Below are 20526 nucleotides of genomic sequence, written 5' to 3' on the forward strand. Positions count from 1 at the left end.
TTTATTTAAACTATTTCTATTGATTTATTTTATTTTAAAACGTAAACCTACATACATTGCTCTTCCAAAAATTGGTGAGTACACAATAGTACTATCAAAGTTTGAACCAAAAGGATCATTACTTGCTAAAATAGGTGTTTCTTGCTTAACATTTGTAATGTTTTCTGCTCCTGCATATACTTCAAACTTATTAGAAAAAACTCTTGTAATTTGAGAATTTAACATTTGATAAGCTTCTGAATACTCTGGTAATTGATACTGAATAGGGTTTACTGCTGTATTAGGCAAACGTTGTTTACTTATACTATTAAAAGTTACATCAAATTTCCATTGCTTTTCCTCTCCTTCTTCTTTATGAGTTTCATAAGAAAGGTTTGCAAAAAATCTGTTTTTGGGCTGAATTGGTTTCTGTAAATTTCCACTTTTATAATCTGTAGAAATATCAAAATATTTATAAGCAGTTCTTAAATTAAAATGATTTGCAATATTATAATTTACTTCAACCTGAAAACTATTTGCTACACTTTTACCATTTAAATTATAAAATGAAATTTCTTGAGGATTTTCCCAATCTACAATAACTTGATTTTTAAAATCTGTTTGATAAAAATCTAAAGTAACATCTCCTTTTTTATCAAATAAATTGAATTTCTGCATCAATGAAACTCCGTAATTCCATGCAATTTCAGGATTTAAACCATAAATATTTCCTCCTACATCATCAATTTTAATTTGTCTAGAACTTGCAAATAATTGTTGATTTTCTGCAAATATATTAGCACTTCTTTTTCCTCTTCCAAAAGAGGCTCTTAACACACTGTTTTCCCAAGGAACGTATCTTAAATGAAAACGAGGTGTTACAAATGTTCCTAACAAATTGTGTGTATCAACTCTTAATCCTGCTGTAAAACTAAAGTTATTTAAATTATCAAAAGCGTATTCAAAAAAAGTACCAAAAGAATTTTCTTTTCTATCATAGTTATTAATATTTACCAACTCATCAAATTTATCATAGGTAAAACTAATTCCGGTTTTAAATTTATTTCTGGTATCACCAATTATTGAATTAAATATTAAATTAGAATACACACTTTCATGCTGAATATCATACACTTTTAATCCGAAATAAGAATTCTGTTGATGATTGCTATATGCCATTTGAAAACCTAAACTTTGAAATGGCATTTCTGGAAAAACATAACCTAATTTTGCTGATGCATCAAAACGCCTTGTATCAATTTCACTTCCCCAAGCATTTGTTGTTCCTTTATCACTTTTTGGAATAAAGTTTAATTGTCCAGTTTGTTTTTCATCATTTAAAAAACGAAGATTAATAAAACTTACCCAACCTTTTTCTGCATCTGTAAATTGCCAACGATTCATTAGGTTTATCTGATTTGCTAAAGGATTATCTAGAAAACTATCATTGTTATTATCAAATTTTTCACCTCTATAATTTCCATGAACATACAAACCTGTATGCCATTTGTCTGAAACTTTTTTATTAAAATGAGTATTTAATTCAAGCCTACCATTTAAGGAAGAATAAGCATTTAAAAAGAATTTATTATCAGAAAATGGTTTTACTAATTCTGCATTTATTTGCCCAGAAATACTTTCATAACCATTTACAACAGAACCTGCTCCTTTTGTAATTTGAATACTTTCTACCCAAGTTCCTGGTGTAAAAGTCATTCCGTAAACCTGAGAAGCGCCTCTTATTGATGGTATATTTTCTTGAGTTATTAACAAATACGGACTTGTTAAACCCAACATTTGAATTTGTTTTGTACCTGTTAACGCATCAGAAAAACTGACATCTATAGAAGGGTTTGTTTCAAAACTTTCTGCCAAATTACAGCATGCTGCTTTTAATAATTCTTCAGAATTTACAGTAAACATATTTACTGTTGTTAATGAAGACCTAAAAATTGACTTCTTTTTTGATTTTACTACTACTCCATCTAACTCACTTTCTAAAGTTAAAAAATGATGAATTTCTGATGAATTACTCACCAAAATTGTATCGGTTTTATAACCTACAAAATTTACTATCAGTTTTTTATATTCTGGTTTATAAGGTATAGAAAACCATCCTTTTTTATTTGTAATTGCACTTATATTTGTGTTGAGCCAATGCACAGAAGCTCCCTCTACACCTAAATTATCTTTAGGGTTATTCTTATCCATAATCATTCCTCTTAAATTAGATTGAGAAAAAATGATAAATGGCATAAGTAGCAACAAACTACTTAATATGTTTTTTTTCATTGATTTTGACTTTAATAATTACACTATTAAGTTTCTTAAAAAAGAAACCTTGTTAAAAAAGAATAATTAAAAAAATCAGATTAAAAAAGATTGATATAACACTTGATAATCTTTAGGAATATCGGGTGGTGATAAGTCTTGAAAGTAGGTTTTTTGAGATTCATTTTCTATAAACAAATCATTATAAGAAACATAAAAAGCAACTAAAAATTGTTGTTTAACAAAATCAAATTCTTCTAAAGAAGTTTGTTGTAATTCATCTTGACCTTCAATATTATGAATCTCATCTTTACAACAGTTTTTCTTTTTCTTTAAAGCCTTTGCTTCCATTTCCATACCACAATCTGCAGCATTACCTGTAAAAGAAACATCCATTAAAAATTCTCCGCAAAAATGCTTTTCTACTGTAAAAGACAAAGTAGAAAACAGCACTAAAAGAGCTAGTGATACAGACGATATTTTAGAAATTAATTGTTTCAATACAAATGCAAATTTACAATAAGTAAATTTAAATTTTTGTTAAATTATCTTTTACTCAACTTTTGGTAATAAAAAGCAGGTAAAAGCACAAGTAAAAAAATTGGATGAATTATAAACCTACGAATGTAAAATGGCAACAAGTATCCGTTTTCAAAATCATCTCTTAGTAATAGTACAAATATTACTATTAAAATCATAAAAGCAAACATTAAAAAGAAGCCAGAAAACTTTAAATAATCTTTCCTTTCAAACAAAACCCAAATTAAACCTAATGATATTAATGAGTTTAAAGTGTAACGAAAAAGTAAATTTATTGTAAGTCGCCAAATATCAATATTATAAATATATTTATAAAGATAATCGTTTTTAAAATACTCAATTAAAGGGTCATAAAATAATTCTGAAGCAAAACTTCTTACCACAAAAAGCAGAATAAACAACAAAGAAGCTAGTAATATTTTTATGTATTTATTCATCGTTTGTAGTTTGAAAATTTATTAACCCAAAGAACCCAAAGCAAAAATATTGTACCATAAATAATTGCCGGAAAAATTAAATCATGTAAAACACCTATTTGGTCTGGAAATTTATAAATCATAACTGTTAAAAATGCTATTCTTAACACATTAACTACATAGATAAATACACTACCAAATAATGAAAACAACAAAGTTGCTTTTAAAGAGCCTGCAAATGCAACAATAAATGAAACAAATAAAATTATTAAACTTATAGAGTTACAACCCTCTATAACTCTTGCTGTATATTCTCCTTCTATAATTAATTTTACAGATACTTCTTGATCATGTTGAACTGCTTTAACATTATAATTAAATACAGAAAGAACATCAACTGTTTGATTTGCCACAGCAGTTGTAATTGATGAAGCTTTATAATCACCATCTTTTTGTTGAGAATTTTTAAGATAGTTATTATAAAGAGCAACAAACAAAAAATAGGTTGCAAAAAATTTTATCAAAAAAATGATAATGTTTTTATGTTTTTTCACAGTGTTTTTTAATTATTTTAGCCACTTATTTATATAACGAATATACAAAAATGAATATAGATATTTTACAACAACAGGTAGATATTATAATTGCATCAAACAATAGTAAAGAAGAAAAATTACAAGCTATTTGTGATTATTTAGAAAAAGAAATTTCTTACTATGATTGGGTTGGTTTTTATTTTAAAAATGGCGACAAAAACGAACTAAAGTTAGCACAATACACAGGTGAAGAAACAGAACACACTATTATTCCTTTTGGAAAAGGAATTTGTGGTCAAGTTGCAATAAGTAATGAAAACTTTGTTGTACAAGATGTTTCTGAACAAGATAATTACATTTCTTGTGGATGGAAGGTTAAATCTGAAATTGTAATTCCAATATTTGTAAACAATGAAAACATTGGACAAATAGATATAGACTCTCACACTCCAAATACTTTTACAAATAAAGACGAGCAACTTTTAGAATACATTTGCAAAAAAGTAGCAGAAATTTTACACTAAAAATTGTATTTCTATATATTTTTAAGTATGTTTGTTGTGTATTAAAATCATTTTTAACCATTCTATTAATCATTAATCCCCTAAGTAATGAGAAAAAAAGAAGAAACTACCTACGTTGTACCTAACAACGAAATCCCTAAACTTTACAGAAGTAAACCTTCTTTTATAGACAAACTTATTTTTTGGTTTAACGATTTTATCGAAAACGCTGAATAACTTTTTAATCCCCTAATTATGAAAAAACAATCGAACAGCATATTGCTGAAGATGCTTCCGTTTTTAGAAAAAAAACAGGACAAAAGAACACCTAGAGATTACTCTACTTTAGTAGAACATTTTAAAACTAGAGTTCAAGTAGAATAGTTATTAACTATTTAATGGTTTTGTTATTATCTTTTGTTGTCTTTTTAAGTTTGCTTTTATTAAATTTGCAAATCTTAACAAGACAACACTAAATGAGCACTTCAAAAACAATTAAATCCGCATTAATTTCGGTATTTCACAAAGACGGTTTAGAACCAATTGTGAAAAAATTAAATGAATTAAATGTAACCATTTACTCTACAGGAGGAACAGAAAGGTTTATTAAAGATTTAGGGATAAACGTGATCCCTGTAGACGAGGTTACTTCTTACCCATCTATTCTTGGAGGTAGAGTTAAAACGCTACACCCAAAAGTTTTTGGAGGTATTTTAAACAGACAAGATAACGAAAGTGATGTTGCTGAATTAGCAGAATTTGATATTCCGCAAATAGATTTAGTAATTGTAGATTTATATCCGTTTGAAAAAACAGTTGCTTCTGGAGCATCTGAACAAGATATAGTAGAAAAAATTGACATAGGAGGAATCTCTTTAATAAGAGCAGCTGCTAAGAATTTTAAAGATACTTTTATTGTATCTTCTATGGATCAGTATGATAGTTTCTTAAACCTTATTTCTGAAAATAATGGAGAAACTACAATTTCTCAAAGAAAGAAATTTGCTGCCAAAGCTTTTAACATTTCTTCTCATTATGATACTGCAATCTTTAATTATTTTAATGAAGATGAAGTAGTTTATAAAGCAAGTGAGCAATCATCTAAAGTTTTACGTTATGGAGAAAATCCACATCAAAAAGGATATTTCTTTGGTGACTTAGAAGCTATGTTTGATAAACTTCATGGTAAAGAATTAAGCTACAATAACTTATTAGATGTAGATGCTGCTGTAAATTTAATTGGAGAATTTAAAGGAGAAGCACCAACTTTTGCAATTTTAAAACACAACAATGCTTGTGGTTTTGCTCAAAGAGATACAATTAAACAAGCTTATGTAGATGCTTTAGCTGGAGATCCAGTTTCTGCTTTTGGTGGAATTTTAATTGCAAATACAGAAATAGATAAAGAAACTGCAGAAGAAATTCATTCTTTATTTTGTGAAGTAGTAATTGCTCCTTCTTTTTCAGAAGACGCATTATCTATTTTAAAAGGAAAGAAAAACAGAATTATCTTAATTCAGAAAGATGTTGAGTTGCCAACAACTACAGTAAGAACTTGTTTAAATGGTTCTTTAGTTCAAGACAAAGACAGTATTACAGATAAATTAGAAGATTTAACTTATGTAACAAACAATAAACCAACTCAAAATGAGTTAGATGATTTATTATTTGCTTCTAAGTTGTGTAAAAACACAAAATCTAATACAATTATTTTAGTAAAAAACAAGCAATTATTAGCAGGAGGTACAGGACAAACTAGTAGAGTTGACGCACTAAACCAAGCTATTGAAAAAGCAAATTCTTTTGATTTTGATTTAAATGGTTCTGTTATGGCAAGTGATGCATTTTTCCCTTTCCCTGATTGTGTAGAAATTGCAGATAAAGCTGGTATAAAAAGTGTTATTCAACCAGGAGGTTCTATAAAAGATCAATTAAGTATAGACTATTGTAATGAAAACAATTTGTCTATGGTTATGACTGGTACAAGACATTTTAAACATTAATAAATAAGATGTAATTTACAATCAGAATTTTAGTAAGTTTGTAAGAATACATCAAAAATAAAACAACAAAGATATTTTATGGGTTTTTTCGATTTTATGACGGAAGATATTGCGATTGATTTAGGAACCGCAAATACATTAATAATTCACAATGGAAAAGTGGTTATTGATAGTCCATCTATAGTTGCAAGAAACAGAATTTCTGGAAGCATAATTGCCATTGGTAAAGAAGCTAATTTAATGCAAGGAAAAACCCATGAAAATATCAAAACCATTCGTCCTTTAAAAGATGGAGTAATTGCAGATTTTGAAGCTTCTGAACAGATGATTAAAGAGTTTGTAAAGCAAATTCCATCAATCAAAAAGAAATTATTTCCTCCTGCATTAAGAATGGTTATTTGTATTCCTTCTGGAATTACAGAGGTAGAAAAACGAGCTGTTCGTGATTCTGCAAAACATATGAATGCAAAAGAAATCTATTTAATTTATGAACCTATGGCTGCTGCAATTGGTGTTGGTATAGACATTATGGAGCCAAAAGGAAACATGATTATTGATATAGGTGGTGGTACAACAGAAATTGCTGTAATTGCATTAGGTGGTATTGTTTGTGATCAATCTGTAAAAGTTGCTGGTGATTTGTTTACAAGTGATATTATGTATTACATGCGTACACAACACAACTTACATGTTGGTGAAACAACTGCCGAAAAAATTAAAATTCAAATTGGGGCTGCAACTGAAGATTTAGAAACGCCACCAGATGAAATGTTGGTTCAAGGAAGAGACTTATTAAGTGGTAAACCTAAACAAGTACAAGTTTCTTATAGAGAAATAGCAAAAGCATTAGATAAATCTATCTTAAGAATTGAAGATGCTGTTATGGAAACCTTATCTAAAACTCCACCAGAATTAGCTGCAGACATTTATAATACTGGTATTTATTTAGCAGGTGGTGGCTCTATGTTAAGAGGTTTAGACAAACGTTTGTCTAGAAAAACAGATTTACCAGTTTATGTTGCAGAAGATCCATTAAGAGCTGTAGTTCGTGGAACTGGAATTGCTTTAAAAGAATTAAAAAAATATAAGAATGTATTAATGAAATAATAGTTTTAAAATCTAACAATGCAACAGATTATCTATTTTTTTCAGAAGTTTAAATATTTTCTGTTTTTTATTTTGTTAGAGTTTATTGCTCTTTCGTTTACATTTAATAACCTTAATTTCCATAAAAGCAAATTTGTAAATTCTGCCAACAATATTACAGGAGGCGTATTTAACACCATTGCAAATTCTTCTGAATATTTAAATCTAAAATCTGAAAACTTACTTTTATCAGAAGAAAATACACAGTTAAAAAATTTAATTGAAAAGAATATTTCTGTAAGATTTGATATTGATTCTACAGTAATAGATAGCTCTTTGTATCATCAAAAATACATTTATACACAAGCTAAAATAATTAACAACAACTACTCTAAAGTTTTTAATTTCTTAACTATCAATAAAGGAGAAAATCAAAATATAACCAAAGAAATGGCTGTTATTAACAGTTTAGGAATTATAGGAATCACAGAAAACACATCTAGCAATTACACTAGAGTACAATCTATTTTAAATAAAAATAGTAGAATTAACGCTCGTATAAAAGGAAACACTTCTTATTTTGGAACTTTAAAATGGGATAGTAACGATTACAACACTGTTCAATTACATGACATACCAAGACAAGCTCCATTAAAAATTGGAGACACAATTGAAACTGGTGGTAAATCTACTATTTTTCCTGAAGGAATTCCTATAGGTACAATCTCTAAAATTAATTCTGGTAACACTGCAGATAATAAAGTTGATGTTAAATTATTTAATGACATGAGTAACCTTGGTTATGTAAAAGTGATTAAAAACTTACACAAAGAAGAAATATTATCATTAGAAAACAATAGGAATGAATAAAACTATAAATCAAATTTTATTTTTTATTTTCTTACTGATACTTCAAGTTATCATATTAAACAACATCAATTTTCTTGGTTATATAAATCCGTATTTATACATATCTTTTGTTTTTTTATACCCGTTAAAAGAAAGTAGATTTCGTTTTTTATTCTTTAGTTTTTTATTAGGTCTTTTAATTGACTTTTTCTCAGATTCTGGTGGTATTCATGCTTTTTCTATTCTTTTTATAGCTTACATCAGGCTATTCTTTGTAAATCTTTATTTTAGAAAAATCCCTGCAGATTACCCTTTCTTTAAATTAAAATCTGAATCTTTTGGAAAAGTTTTTAACTATGTAGTAACTTTAACATTAATTCATCACCTTATCTATTTTTCTTTTGCTAATTTTAGTTTTCAAAATTTATCAATGGTTTTTTTAAACACGTTATATTCTAGTGTTTTTACATTGATTTTATTTTTCTTAGGAAACTATATTTTTACTAAAAGCGAATAATGAAAAGAAGTTTTTTACTCTATTTTTTAATAACCATTATTGGTATTATTTTTATTGGCAGACTTTTTCAACTACAAATTATTAGAGGATCTAATTACGACCCTATAAAAAACTCTGCAGTAAAAACCGAATATGATTATCCAGAAAGAGGTTATGTGTATGATAGAAATGGAAAACTTTTGGTTGCCAATCAACTTTCTTACGATGTTATGGTGCAACCAAATCAAGTACAACCTCTAGACACTTTAGAGTTTTGTAACCTTTTAAAAATTGATAAAAACGATTTTTTAAAAAGATTAAAAAAAGCAAAAAATTATGCTTCTTATTTACCTTCGGTATTTTTAAAACAATTAGCTAAAGAAGATTTTGCTTTTCTACAAGAAAAACTTCACAAATACACAGGTTTTTTTATCCAAAAAAGAATTATTAGAGAATATCCTATAAATGCAGCTGCTAATGTTTTAGGTTATATTGGTGAAGTAAATGAAACTTTGGCTAAAAAAAACAAATATTATCAACCAGGAGAATTAATTGGAAAAGACGGAATTGAAAGAGAGTATGAAAATTATTTAAGAGGAAAAAAAGGAAAAAAACTTCTACAACGTAACAACCTAAATAAAGTTACTGGCTCTTATTTAAATGGTAAATACGACACACTTCCTGAAAACGGAAAAGACTTAACTTTAACTTTAGACATAGACTTACAAGTTTACGCTCAAAAACTTATGTCTGGAAAAAGAGGTGGTATTGTTGCTATAGAACCATCATCTGGAGAAATATTAGCTTTGGTTACAGCTCCTTCTTATGATCCTAATATGTTAGTTGGTAGAAAACGTTCTAAAAATTCTACAATACTATTTAATGACACCATAAGTAAACCATCTTATGATAGAGGCTTATTAGCTGCATATGCACCTGGATCTCCTTTTAAAATGATGAATGCATTGATTGGTCTGCAAGAAAACGTAATTAATGAACAAAGTTCTTTTAAATGTTATCATGGTTATAAATACGGAAAAAAATCTACAGATTTTATGGGTTGTCACTGTGGAATTGTTGGCAGACCAATTAAACTAAAAACAGCAATAGCTAAATCTTGTAACAGTTATTTTTCTAATACATATAAAAGAATTGTAGAAAAAAACAACAAACCTTCAGAAGGTTTAGATAATTGGCACAGACACGTTTCTAGTTTTGGTTTAGGTAATTATTTAGGCTATGATTTACCTGCAGGTAGCCCTGGATTAATTCCTAATGGAAAATATTATGATAAAAGATATAAATATTCTTGGAATGGATCTACAACAATATCAAATGCTATTGGCCAAGGAGAAGTTTTAACAACACCAATTCAATTAGCTAATTTTACAGCTGCAATTGCAAACAAAGGATTTTTCTACACACCTCATATTCTTAAAAAAGTTAACAAAAAAACTATAGAAAACCCTAAGTACACAAAAGCAAAACAAACCACTATAGATAAAAAACATTTTACTCCTGTTATTGAAGCTATGCATGAAGTTTTTAAAACTGGTACAGGAAAATGGAGTCAGGTTAAAGGAATAGAAATTTGCGGAAAAACTGGAACAGCAGAAAACTTTATTAGAATTGATGGACATAAAGTTCAACTTCCAGACCACTCAATTTTGGTAGCATTTGCTCCAAAAGAAAACCCAAAAATTGCATTAGCAATATTTGTAGAAAATGGTGGTTATGGATCTACAATTGCTGCTCCTATTACAAGTTTATTAATTGAAAAATATTTAAACGGAAAAATATCTAATGCAAATAAATATAGAGAACAAAATATGTTAAACTTAAGTTTGCAAGATATCTATGCTAAATTAAATCAAAAACCTAAAGAAATTGCGTCAGGAACGAAATAATATTTTTGCCAATATCGATTGGATTTTAGTTTTTTTATTCATTATTCTAGTTGGTTTTGGCTGGATGAATATTTATGCTGCATCTAAAACCGAAGAATCTATTGATATACTTAGTTTTTCTACCAAATACGGAAAACAATTAATATTTATAATTCTTACTTTTCCTTTAATAATTACCATTCTTTTTTTTAATTCTAAATTTTACGAAAGGTTTGCTAGTATTTTTTATGTACTATCTTTAATATCTCTTGTAGGGTTATTTATTTTTGGTAAAGAAATTAATGGTGCAAGATCTTGGTATAATTTTGGAGTATTAGGACTCCAACCATCTGAGTTTGTAAAAGCGTTTACAGCCCTTGCTGTAGCAAAATTACTTAGTGATAGACAATACAATTTAAAATTAATTAAAAACCAAATAAAGGCTTTTATAATAATTTTTACACCTGCTGTATTAATTACTCTACAACCAGATGCTGGTTCCGCTTTAATTTACCTTGCATTCTTTTTTGTTTTAAATCGTGAAGGTCTTACTTTAAACTATATCATCTTTGGTTCTTTACTTATTCTAATATTCATTTTAACAATATTCTTTGGCTACATACCTATTCTTTCTTTCTTATTAACTATAATTACAATAGGCCTCTTATATGCAATTTATAGAGGTGGTAAGAGATTTATTAGATTTAATTGGCACAAAGTATTAGCAATATATGTTGTTACAACACTTTTTATTTTTGGAACAAACTATACTTATAATAAAGTTTTTAAACAACACCATAGAGATCGTTTTGAAGTTTTATTAGGTCTTAAAACAGACACTAAAAACATTGGATATAACTCTCATCAATCTGAGCTTACAATTAGCTCTGGTAGTTGGACAGGAAAAGGTTTTTTAAAAGGAGATATTACTAAAGGAGATTTTGTGCCAGAACAACATACAGATTACATTTTTAGCACTGTTGGTGAAGAATGGGGTTTTCTTGGAAGTAGTTTTGTAATCATACTTTTTATGTTGATGTTATTCAGAATTATCTACCTTTCTGAAACTCACAGTAATAAATTTGGAAGAATTTATGGCTATGGTGTAGCTTCAATACTATTCTTTCATGTAATAGTAAATATAGGTATGGTTATAGGCTTATTACCAACAGTTGGTATCCCTCTTCCCTTTTTTAGTTACGGCGGTTCTTCTCTTTGGGGATTTACAGTATTACTCTTTATCTTTATTAGATTAGACGCCCACAAAAACTATGATTGGTAGTAAAATTATTTTATACATTATCTTTTAAACAACTCTATAAAATAATCTCTGATTATTATCAAAGTGTCATTATTATTTATAAAACACCTTCTTAACACTTATTTAGATTAATGTTTAAAACAAAAAAAACTCTGAATTTTCATTCAGAGTTTTTAATTTTTTTAGAATTTAAAATCTTACATCGCAGCAACGTGCTTAGTTAATTTAGATTTTAAATTAGCTGCTTTGTTTTTATGGATAATGTTATTCTTAGCTAACTTATCTAACATAGAAATAACTTTTCCTAATTTTCCTTCAGCTTCTTTCTTATCTTCAGAAGAACGTAAATCTCTAACAGCATTACGTGTAGTTTTATGCTGATATTTGTTACGTAATCTTTTAGATTCGTTACTTCTAATTCTTTTTAATGCTGACTTATGATTTGCCATAATTCTTAATTTATTAGTTTTTTTTAATTAAAACTTTGTAGTCCGTACGGGAATCGAACCCGTGTTACATGGATGAAAACCATGCGTCCTAACCCCTAGACGAACGGACCATAACAACTAAAGTATGTCTCAATTGCGGGTGCAAATATACAACGTTTTTTAACTTCTGCAACAATTTTTTAAAAAAAATTAATTTTTTTTTAAAAAATTAATATGCCTTAGCAAAAAGTACTCTTTTTGTTGAAGGTTTACCTGTTAAAACACAGACTCCTAACTCTTCTTTAGCGTCATTAGGTATACATCTAATAGTTGCCTTTGTATATTCTTTTATTCTATCTTCAGTTTCTTCTGTACCATCCCAATGAGCAGAAACAAAACCTCCTTTATTTTTAATAGCCTTTTTAAACTCTTTAAAATCATCTACTACTGTAGTATGCTCTTCTCTAAAATTAATAGCCTTAGAAAACAAATTATCTTGAATTTCTTCTAAAAGGTTTTCAATAAAAGAAACAGAATCTACTTGATTAATAGTTTGTTTTTCAAAAGTATCTCTTCTAGCTATTTCTAAAGTTCCATTTTCTAAATCTCTTTTACCAATAGCAATTCTTACAGGAACCCCTTTTAATTCATATTCAGCAAATTTTGCTCCTGGTCTATAGGTATCTCTTGTATCAAATTTTACCGAAATTCCTTTTTTACGTAATTCTTTTACAATTACATCTATTTTTTCAGAAATTGCTTCTAATTGTTCTTCTCCTTTATAAATTGGTACAATAACTACTTGTATTGGCGCTAATTTTGGAGGCAACACTAAACCATGATCATCTGAATGAGTCATAATTAGCCCTCCAATTAATCTAGTAGAAACACCCCAAGAAGTAGCCCAAACATACTCTTGCTTTCCTTCTTTAGAAGTAAACTTAACATCAAAAGCTTTTGCAAAGTTTTGACCTAAAAAATGACTTGTTCCTGCTTGTAAGGCTTTTCCATCTTGCATCAAAGCTTCAATTGTATAAGTATCTTCTGCACCTGCAAAACGCTCACTATCCGATTTTACACCTTTTACAACTGGCATAGCCATAAAATTTTCTGCAAATTCAGCATACACATCTTGCATTTGTTTAGATTCTGCAACTGCTTCTGCTTTTGTTGAATGAGCAGTGTGCCCTTCTTGCCATAAAAATTCTGCAGTACGTAAAAACAAACGAGTACGCATTTCCCAACGAACAACATTTGCCCATTGGTTTATTAATAAAGGCAAATCTCTATAAGATTCAATCCACCCTTTATATGTATTCCAAATTATTGCTTCAGAAGTTGGTCTTACCACTAATTCTTCTTCTAATTTAGCTTCAGGATCAACTCTTAATTTCCCTTCATTATCAGGATCATTCTGCAATCTATAATGAGTAACTACTGCACATTCTTTAGCAAAACCTTCTGCATTTTTTTCTTCAGCTTCAAACAAGCTTTTAGGAACAAAAAGAGGAAAATAAGCGTTTTCATGTCCTGTTTCTTTAAACATTCTATCTAATTCTGCTTGCATTTTTTCCCAAATTGCAAATCCATAGGGTTTTATAACCATACAACCTCTAACAGCAGAATTCTCAGCTAAGTCAGCTTTTACTACTAATTCATTATACCATTTAGAATAATCGACGGCTCTTTTTGTTAAATGTTTGCTCATAATCAAAAGTTTGGCACAAATCTTGTTACCTTTAAAGTGAAATTTTGTTAAAAATTCGTATCTATTTTACAAAAACGATACAAAATTACTATAATTTAAAGAGTTTTAAGCAAGATTTATTTAATAAAATAAGTATTCATCTAAATATATTCATTATGAAACTACGATATAAAAACTTCAACTTAAATCAATTATTAATACTACTTGTATCAAGTTTAGTATTTGTTTCTTGTGGTACATATCAAAATGCTACTAATGATGATGGTATTTATGGAGATAATACTACAATTAAAGAAAAGAAAAAAGTAATAGTTGTTGATGAAGAAGAATTTGACGAATATGAAGAAAATTATTTTTTAAAAAAATACAATAGTTTAAACAACATAAATAAAGATGATGTTTTTACAAATATTGACGATTACAATACAATAGACACTATTTATGTTGATGATGAAACTATTGATGAAACATTAAACTACAACCCTAATCAACCTTGGGGACAAGGAGAAAACAATGATGTTGTTGTTAACATTAATTTAATGAATAATCCATATTGGAATGATTTTTATGGTTATGGATACTATGATTCTTGGGGTTATAGAAATTGGAATTTTAGAGGTTACAGATGGAATTACAATCCTTATTGGCACCCTTATCACAATAATTATGCTTGGAACATAGGTTTTTACAATCCTTACTTTTACTCTCCATTTTATTACAACAATTATTACGGGTTTTATAATCCATATAGAAATTTTAATAATAGATACAACAACCGTTATTATAGAAATAGTAATTATGGTAGAAGAACTGCTAACAACACTACCTATAGAAGAAATAACACATATAACTCTAGAAACAGAACAACTACTAGCAGAAGGTCTACTACTGCAAATAGAAACCAAACAACTACAACTAGAAGAAGAACAAGTACAACAACACCAACTAGAAGAAGTTCTACAACTACAAGAAGAGGCTCTAGTACTTCAACTAGAAGAAGCACAAGAGGTAGTTCTTCTACAAGAAGAAGTTCTGGTAGTAGAAGAAACATTGCAAGTGTAAACACAAATAATACACCAAGAAGTAACAGACAAGTTGTGGTTGTAAGAAGATCTTCAAACCCATCTACAACTAGAAGATCTTACACTTCTATAAATAGAAATTCGTATAACACAACTAAAAGAAATACAAATACAAGCCCAAGAAGAGCAGTTACTTCTACATCTAGAAGAACAACAAGTACTTCAAGTAGAAACACTACTTCTAATAATAACGTAAGAAGAAGTTACAACAATTCATCTAGCAGAAATAGTAGTTATAAATCTACTTCAAGAAGTTCTAATAGCTCAAGAAATACTTCTAGTAGAAATACATCAACTAGAAGTTCATCAAATAGAAGCGCTACTTCAACTAGAAGTTCTTCTAGCAAAAGATCTACTTCATCATCTAGAAGAAGAGGTTAAAAAAACAGTTGTAAATTCTTAAAACATTCACAAAAAAACATTAGTATGAAAAAATATATAATTATTGCGATTTTATTCGCAGCTACAATTACGTCTTATTCTCAATCTTTAGGTTATCAAGATTTAGGTGTTTTATTTTCTGAAAACGATGAAAATGGTTCTGCTCGTTTTACAGCAATGGGTGGTGCATTTGGAGCATTAGGTGGAGATGTTTCTGCCATGAGCATTAATCCTGCAGGAATTGCAATTTTTAATAACAGTTCTTTTTCAGGAACAATTAATTCTAGAAATTCAGATATTACTTCTAACTATTATGGAAACTCACTTAAAACTCAAGACCAGTTTTTTAACCTTTCTCATGCAGGTGCAGTTTTAGTATTTGATAGTGCTTATGATAACGATTGGAATAAATTTGCTATCGGATTTAACTACAGAATAACAAAAGACTTTGCTAATAGTTTTTTAGCTCAAGGAAACAGTAATGTTGCTACTTTTAGAGAATTTCCTTTAGACAACAATGTACCAACTTTAGATTATAACATCGCAGACGAACAACGTTTTTCTAACAATTATGGTGGTGAAATTTCTGAATTAAATATTGCTTTTTCGTCTGTACATCAAAGAAAACTATATATAGGTTTAGGTTTAAACTTTTACGATTTAAATTTTAGTCAACAATCTCAGTTAACCGAATTTAATAGTGATAGTAATGGAAACCAATTAGATGCAAACTTCTACCAAGAAAACTTTACTACTGGTACTGGGTTTTCTGCAAATGCAGGTTTTATATACAAAGCGCATCCAAATTTTAGATTTGGAGTTGCTTACCAAACACCTACATGGTTTTCAGAAATAGTTGAATCAACAAATATTACAGATAATGATGGTTTTTACGGAGACACTGAAATTGTAGTTAGTAATGATAATGTAATTTATGATAATACTTCTGGTGGTTACTTCCCTACTCAAGAATTATTATATAAATTAAAAACTCCTAGTAAATTAACAGCAAGTGCAGCTTTTATATTTGGTAAAAGCGGTTTATTAAGTTTCGATTATATCAATAAAAATTATCAAAACATGAAATTATCTAATGGTGTTTTTACTGATGAAAACCAATTTTTTCAAAACGAATTAAGAAACACACACTCTTTTAATGTTGGTACAGAATGGCGTTTAGATAGATTTAGCATTAGAGGTGGTTATAAATACGAACAAGACCCTAGTAATTTGGCAGAAGAAGCAAACAACTTAATTGGTCACTCTTTTGGTGCAGGATATAACTTTGGTAGTTTTAAGTTAGATTTTTCTTACAGCAACAATAATAAAACTAGTTTATATAACTTCTACTCAGGTTTTAATGTAGATCCAGCTAGTTTAAATATAGATAACAGAACAATTACAGCAACAATTACTTTAAATCTGTAGTTTAAAATACTTAAAATTCAATTCCGCTTAAACAGTAAAACACTGTCTTTAAGCGGAATTTTTATTTAACATATTAAAAACAATTCTGTTTATCTTTTTTGCCTTAATTTTGCACATCAATTTTTAGTAAAATGAAAGACGTAAAAATTACAATTCAAGAAACAACAAACAACACTATTATAAAATTTAATACAAATCAAATTTTAATTAATGGTGGTAGTTATGAATATAACAATATAGATGAAGCTAAAAACGCTCCATTAGCACAACAATTATTCTATTTACCTTTTGTTAAAAAAATATTTATAACAGCTAACTTTATTGCAATACAGCGTTTTGATATTTTAGAGTGGGCAGATGTACAAGAAGAAGTTAAAGAACAAATTGAAGCTTTTTTAAATAACGGAGGTATTGTTGTTAATGAAAAAACAAACTCTAGCAAAAAGGAAGCTATAGAAATTTATGCAGAAGTTACTCCTAACCCATCAGTAATGAAATTTGGAAGTAACAAATCTCTTACACAAACAGATGTAGAGTATAAAAATATTGATGAAGCAAGCAAATCATCGCCATTAGCACAAGCAATTTTTAATTTTCCGTTTGTAAAAGAAGTATTTATTTCTGATAATTATATTTCTGTTACAAAATATGATATGGTAGAATGGAATGATGTTTTTGCAGAAGTAAGAACTTTTATTCGAGAATATTTAGTCGCAGGAAAAACAATTATTAAAGAACTTCCTAATAAAGAAGGAAACATTTCTGCTAATAAAACTGAAGAACCACAGGTAAAACTAGAAGGAATTCCTGGACAAATTGTAGATATTTTAGACGAATACATTAAACCTGCTGTTGCTGGAGATGGTGGTAATATTGCTTTCCGTTCTTATGATGCAGACAATAAAATTGTAAGTGTAGTATTACAAGGAGCTTGTAGTGGTTGCCCTTCTTCTACTGCAACTTTAAAAAACGGAATAGAAAGCTTATTAAAAGAAATGTTACCAAATCAAATTAACGAAGTTGTAGCAATTAACGGATAAGAAAATGTCAGCAGAAAAAATAAATCCATACAAAGATTCTAAACTTGGTAAAAAAGAACAAGTTGCTCAAATGTTTGATAACATTTCAGAAAATTACGATGGTTTAAACAGAGTAATCTCTTTAGGAATTGATGTTAAATGGCGCAAAAAAGTTGTAAAGATTGTTGGTCAAAATAATCCAAAACAAATTTTAGACATTGCAACAGGAACAGGAGATTTAGCTTTAATGATGGCTAATTTAAATCCTGATAGAATTGTTGGTTTAGATATTTCTGAAGGAATGTTAGAAGTTGGTAAACAAAAAATTGCCAAAGCAAATTTATCTAACAAAATAGAAATGATTGTTGGTGATTCTGAAGAAATGCCTTTTGATGATAATACTTTTGATGCTATTACAGTTTCTTTTGGTGTTAGAAACTTTGCAAACTTAGCAAAAGGAATTAAAGAAATTGCAAGAGTTTTAAAACCTACAGGAGTTTTAGTTATTTTAGAAACTTCTAACCCTACTAAATTCCCTTTTAAACAAGGATACAAACTATACACTAATTTTGTTCTACCTATTATTGGTAAATTATTTTCTAAAGATAAAGTTGCTTATTCATACTTATCTGAATCTGCAAATTCTTTTCCATTTGGAGAAGCTTTCAACAATATTTTACAAAAAAATGGGTTTACAACTACTGAAGATACTCCAGTAACTTTTGGAGTTGCAACAATTTATACAGCACGTAAATAATGATGAGTAAAAAATTTATACTTTTTAGTTTTTTTCTATTTACTTCTATTGCTTTTTATGCACAAAGAGATAGAGTTGAATATTTACCAAGTTTCGATAAAAGAAAAATACATTATGGTTTTTATTTAGGATTAAATCAAAATGATTTTAAATTTAGTTTACGAGAAAACGCAAATGTTCCTAATGCAAATATTACAGTTTCTCCAACTGCTGGTTTTAATGTTGGTTTAATTGCAGATTTAAGACTACATAAAAACTTAAATTTAAGGTTAGAACCAGGTTTAATGACCAATGCTAAAAAAATATATTTTAATCATTTAACGCTTCCAAAAGATAGTGTTAGAGATGTAAGTTCTACATATCTTCATGTACCTTTATTATTTAAATTTAGTACAGATAGATACAAAAATATTCGTCCGTTTTTATTAGCAGGAGTTTCTTATAATTATAACTTTTCTAGCAATCAAGACAATCAAGATGATAATTCTGCAGGACAATTTAGAATGAAAACAAGCAACTTTATGTATGAAGTTGGTATTGGTATGGATATTTACTTGTACTTTTTTAAATTTTCTCCTTCTATTCGTGGAGTATTTGCTATGAATAATGAAATAAAATACGATGACAACGTAAATAGTCAATGGACTGCTCCTGTAAATTATATGGGAACACGTGGTGTTTTCCTTACATTTGCTTTTGAGTAGAACGCCTTTAAAACTTTATTAAAAGTCTTTAAAAATTTTACTTTCTTAATTCCTGAATTACCTTTTTTATTAAGTAATAATTACACCATGTAAATATTATAGGTATAACAAAGAAAATTAATAACACTTCAACTGTGAATCCATAATCGAAAGTAAATGTAAAGTATAAAAAATAAATAGACATTAAAAAAGTAAGCAATGCAAACAACAATAAAGAATAAAGAATTACTTTTTTAAAAGCACCACTAAATTTATCTTTTTCTTTAAACAAACCACTAAAAAGAAATGAAAACAACAATATAATTGTATATACTATCTCTTCATTTGTTATTACAATTTTATGACCAGAAGCTCCTTTCAAAAGAAAAGTAAAAAACAAGACAGCAGGTATTGTAAATTGATATATAATTAAATAGAGTTTTTCTGTTAACTTGAGAAATTTATTCATCTAGTTTTTAACCTCTTTTAAACTCGCTCAACAAAATTGCTGTTGCAGTTGCAACATTAAGGCTTTCAGTCTCTTGAACATTACCAAATCTTGGTATAGAAATTTTATTTGTTATCAACTCTTTTATTTTATCAGAAACTCCATTTGCTTCATTCCCCATAATTAAAACCCCTTCATTTGGCAATGAGGTTTTGTAAACATTATCACCATCCATATCTGCAATAAAAGTAGGTAAATTTGTTTCAGACAAATATTTATTTAAATCTAAATATTGAACAGAAACCCTAGTTAAAGAACCCATACTTGCTTGCACTACTTTTTGATTATAACAATCTACAGTATCATTAGAACAAATTAAATCATCTATACCAAACCAATCACATAATCTAATAATTGTTCCTAAATTTCCAGGATCATTTATTGCGTCTAAAGCAATAATTAATCCTTTATTTTTCAATATTTTTTGTTCTGGAATTTTAAAAACACCCAACACCTTGTTAGGAGATTTTAAATTGCTAACTTTTTTTAAATCGTTTTCAGAAATTCTAACTATTTTTTCTTCAGAAATATCTAAAGAAAAATCATCTGTACAAAAAAGCGTTTCAACATCAAAAGAAGAATTCAGTAATTCTTGAACAACTTTAACTCCTTCAGCAATAAATAATTTATGCTTTTGTCTATACTTTTTTTGCGATAAACTTGTTATTAATTTAAATTGATTTTTTGATATACTCATTAATTGATT

The 20526-nt window shown here is 28.2% G+C and carries 21 protein-coding genes and 1 tRNA gene; 13 read left to right on the plus strand and 9 right to left on the minus strand.

All coding sequences use genetic code 11. The features are described from left to right. Positions 1-24 precede the first annotated feature (24 nt). The 4 genes from MPF13_RS08140 to xrtF all read right to left on the minus strand — a co-directional run bounded on the left by MPF13_RS08140 (position 25) and on the right by xrtF (position 3760). A complete protein-coding gene (locus tag MPF13_RS08140; protein ID WP_249981915.1) occupies positions 25-2271 on the minus strand; it encodes a TonB-dependent receptor in 2247 nt (748 codons plus the stop codon). Positions 2272-2346: 75 nt separating this feature from the next. Further along, positions 2347-2751, minus strand: a complete 405-nt coding sequence (locus MPF13_RS08145) for an HYC_CC_PP family protein (protein WP_249981917.1) — start codon at positions 2749-2751, stop codon at positions 2347-2349. Positions 2752-2795: 44 nt separating this feature from the next. Then, the gene (locus MPF13_RS08150; RefSeq protein WP_249981918.1) at positions 2796-3227 is read right to left on the minus strand and encodes an exosortase F system-associated membrane protein; all 432 of its coding nucleotides are present in this window, start codon (positions 3225-3227) and stop codon (positions 2796-2798) included. After that, positions 3224-3760: an exosortase family protein XrtF gene (gene xrtF / locus MPF13_RS08155; RefSeq protein ID WP_298879187.1), complete on the minus strand. Its 537-nt coding sequence runs from the start codon at positions 3758-3760 to the stop codon at positions 3224-3226. The genes MPF13_RS08150 and xrtF overlap by 4 nt, the downstream gene beginning before the upstream one ends. 50 nt (positions 3761-3810) lie before the next feature. On the opposite strand from xrtF, the gene MPF13_RS08160 reads away from it, so the two are divergent. From MPF13_RS08160 to rodA, 8 genes are all read left to right on the plus strand, one after another. Next, positions 3811-4266 (plus strand): XrtF-associated fRMsr-like GAF protein, encoded by a 456-nt coding sequence (locus tag MPF13_RS08160; RefSeq protein WP_249981921.1) that lies wholly within the window; start codon positions 3811-3813, stop codon positions 4264-4266. Between the two features lie 87 nt (positions 4267-4353). Further along, positions 4354-4482 (plus strand): hypothetical protein, encoded by a 129-nt coding sequence (locus MPF13_RS15590; RefSeq protein WP_284041168.1) that lies wholly within the window; start codon positions 4354-4356, stop codon positions 4480-4482. A 239-nt stretch (positions 4483-4721) separates the two neighbouring features. Further along, on the plus strand, positions 4722-6248 hold the full coding sequence (gene purH / locus MPF13_RS08165; RefSeq protein ID WP_249981923.1) for a bifunctional phosphoribosylaminoimidazolecarboxamide formyltransferase/IMP cyclohydrolase: 1527 nt from the start codon (positions 4722-4724) through the stop codon (positions 6246-6248). A gap of 78 nt (positions 6249-6326) precedes the next feature. Beyond that, positions 6327-7355, plus strand: a complete 1029-nt coding sequence (locus tag MPF13_RS08170) for a rod shape-determining protein (protein ID WP_249981924.1) — start codon at positions 6327-6329, stop codon at positions 7353-7355. A gap of 18 nt (positions 7356-7373) precedes the next feature. Next, entirely contained in the window at positions 7374-8204 is an 831-nt protein-coding gene (mreC, locus tag MPF13_RS08175) for a rod shape-determining protein MreC (protein ID WP_249981926.1), read from the plus strand. Continuing rightward, a complete protein-coding gene (gene mreD / locus MPF13_RS08180; RefSeq protein WP_249981927.1) occupies positions 8197-8700 on the plus strand; it encodes a rod shape-determining protein MreD in 504 nt (167 codons plus the stop codon). Before mreC ends, mreD begins: the two co-directional genes overlap by 8 nt. Next, complete coding sequence (gene mrdA, locus MPF13_RS08185) at positions 8700-10586, plus strand: penicillin-binding protein 2 (RefSeq protein WP_249981929.1); 1887 nt, start codon at positions 8700-8702, stop codon at positions 10584-10586. The genes mreD and mrdA overlap by 1 nt, the downstream gene beginning before the upstream one ends. Beyond that, positions 10567-11847: a rod shape-determining protein RodA gene (gene rodA, locus MPF13_RS08190; protein ID WP_249981930.1), complete on the plus strand. Its 1281-nt coding sequence runs from the start codon at positions 10567-10569 to the stop codon at positions 11845-11847. The genes mrdA and rodA overlap by 20 nt, the downstream gene beginning before the upstream one ends. Positions 11848-12023: 176 nt before the next feature. On the opposite strand, the gene rpsT is transcribed toward rodA, so the two are convergent. The 3 genes from rpsT to proS form a co-directional block, all read right to left on the minus strand. Further along, positions 12024-12275 (minus strand): 30S ribosomal protein S20, encoded by a 252-nt coding sequence (gene rpsT, locus MPF13_RS08195; protein ID WP_249981932.1) that lies wholly within the window; start codon positions 12273-12275, stop codon positions 12024-12026. Between the two features lie 38 nt (positions 12276-12313). Beyond that, positions 12314-12385 (minus strand) — tRNA-Glu (locus MPF13_RS08200). 98 nt (positions 12386-12483) lie between these two features. After that, the gene (gene proS, locus MPF13_RS08205; RefSeq protein ID WP_249981933.1) at positions 12484-13962 is read right to left on the minus strand and encodes a proline--tRNA ligase; all 1479 of its coding nucleotides are present in this window, start codon (positions 13960-13962) and stop codon (positions 12484-12486) included. 155 nt (positions 13963-14117) lie between these two features. On the opposite strand from proS, the gene MPF13_RS08210 reads away from it, so the two are divergent. The 5 genes from MPF13_RS08210 (at position 14118) to porT (ending at position 19333) form a co-directional block, all read left to right on the plus strand. Next, on the plus strand, positions 14118-15425 hold the full coding sequence (locus tag MPF13_RS08210) for a hypothetical protein (RefSeq protein ID WP_249981934.1): 1308 nt from the start codon (positions 14118-14120) through the stop codon (positions 15423-15425). Positions 15426-15470: 45 nt separating this feature from the next. After that, positions 15471-16853, plus strand: a complete 1383-nt coding sequence (locus MPF13_RS08215) for an OmpP1/FadL family transporter (protein WP_249981936.1) — start codon at positions 15471-15473, stop codon at positions 16851-16853. A gap of 131 nt (positions 16854-16984) precedes the next feature. Further along, a complete protein-coding gene (locus MPF13_RS08220; protein WP_249981937.1) occupies positions 16985-17893 on the plus strand; it encodes a NifU family protein in 909 nt (302 codons plus the stop codon). A gap of 4 nt (positions 17894-17897) precedes the next feature. Next, a complete protein-coding gene (gene ubiE / locus MPF13_RS08225) occupies positions 17898-18629 on the plus strand; it encodes a bifunctional demethylmenaquinone methyltransferase/2-methoxy-6-polyprenyl-1,4-benzoquinol methylase UbiE (RefSeq protein WP_249981939.1) in 732 nt (243 codons plus the stop codon). Then, positions 18629-19333, plus strand: coding sequence for a type IX secretion/gliding motility protein PorT/SprT (porT, locus tag MPF13_RS08230; RefSeq protein ID WP_249981940.1), 705 nt, complete (start codon positions 18629-18631; stop codon positions 19331-19333). The genes ubiE and porT overlap by 1 nt, the downstream gene beginning before the upstream one ends. A 37-nt stretch (positions 19334-19370) precedes the next feature. Here the strand turns inward: porT and MPF13_RS08235 are convergent, their stop codons facing one another. Beyond that, the gene (locus MPF13_RS08235) at positions 19371-19781 is read right to left on the minus strand and encodes a hypothetical protein (protein WP_249981942.1); all 411 of its coding nucleotides are present in this window, start codon (positions 19779-19781) and stop codon (positions 19371-19373) included. Positions 19782-19788: 7 nt separating this feature from the next. Then, positions 19789-20517: a TrmH family RNA methyltransferase gene (locus MPF13_RS08240; RefSeq protein ID WP_249981943.1), complete on the minus strand. Its 729-nt coding sequence runs from the start codon at positions 20515-20517 to the stop codon at positions 19789-19791. Positions 20518-20526: the final 9 nt, after the last annotated feature.

It is taken from the genome of Polaribacter sp. Z022 (assembly GCF_023555495.1).
Classification (GTDB): Bacteria; Bacteroidota; Bacteroidia; order Flavobacteriales; family Flavobacteriaceae; genus Polaribacter.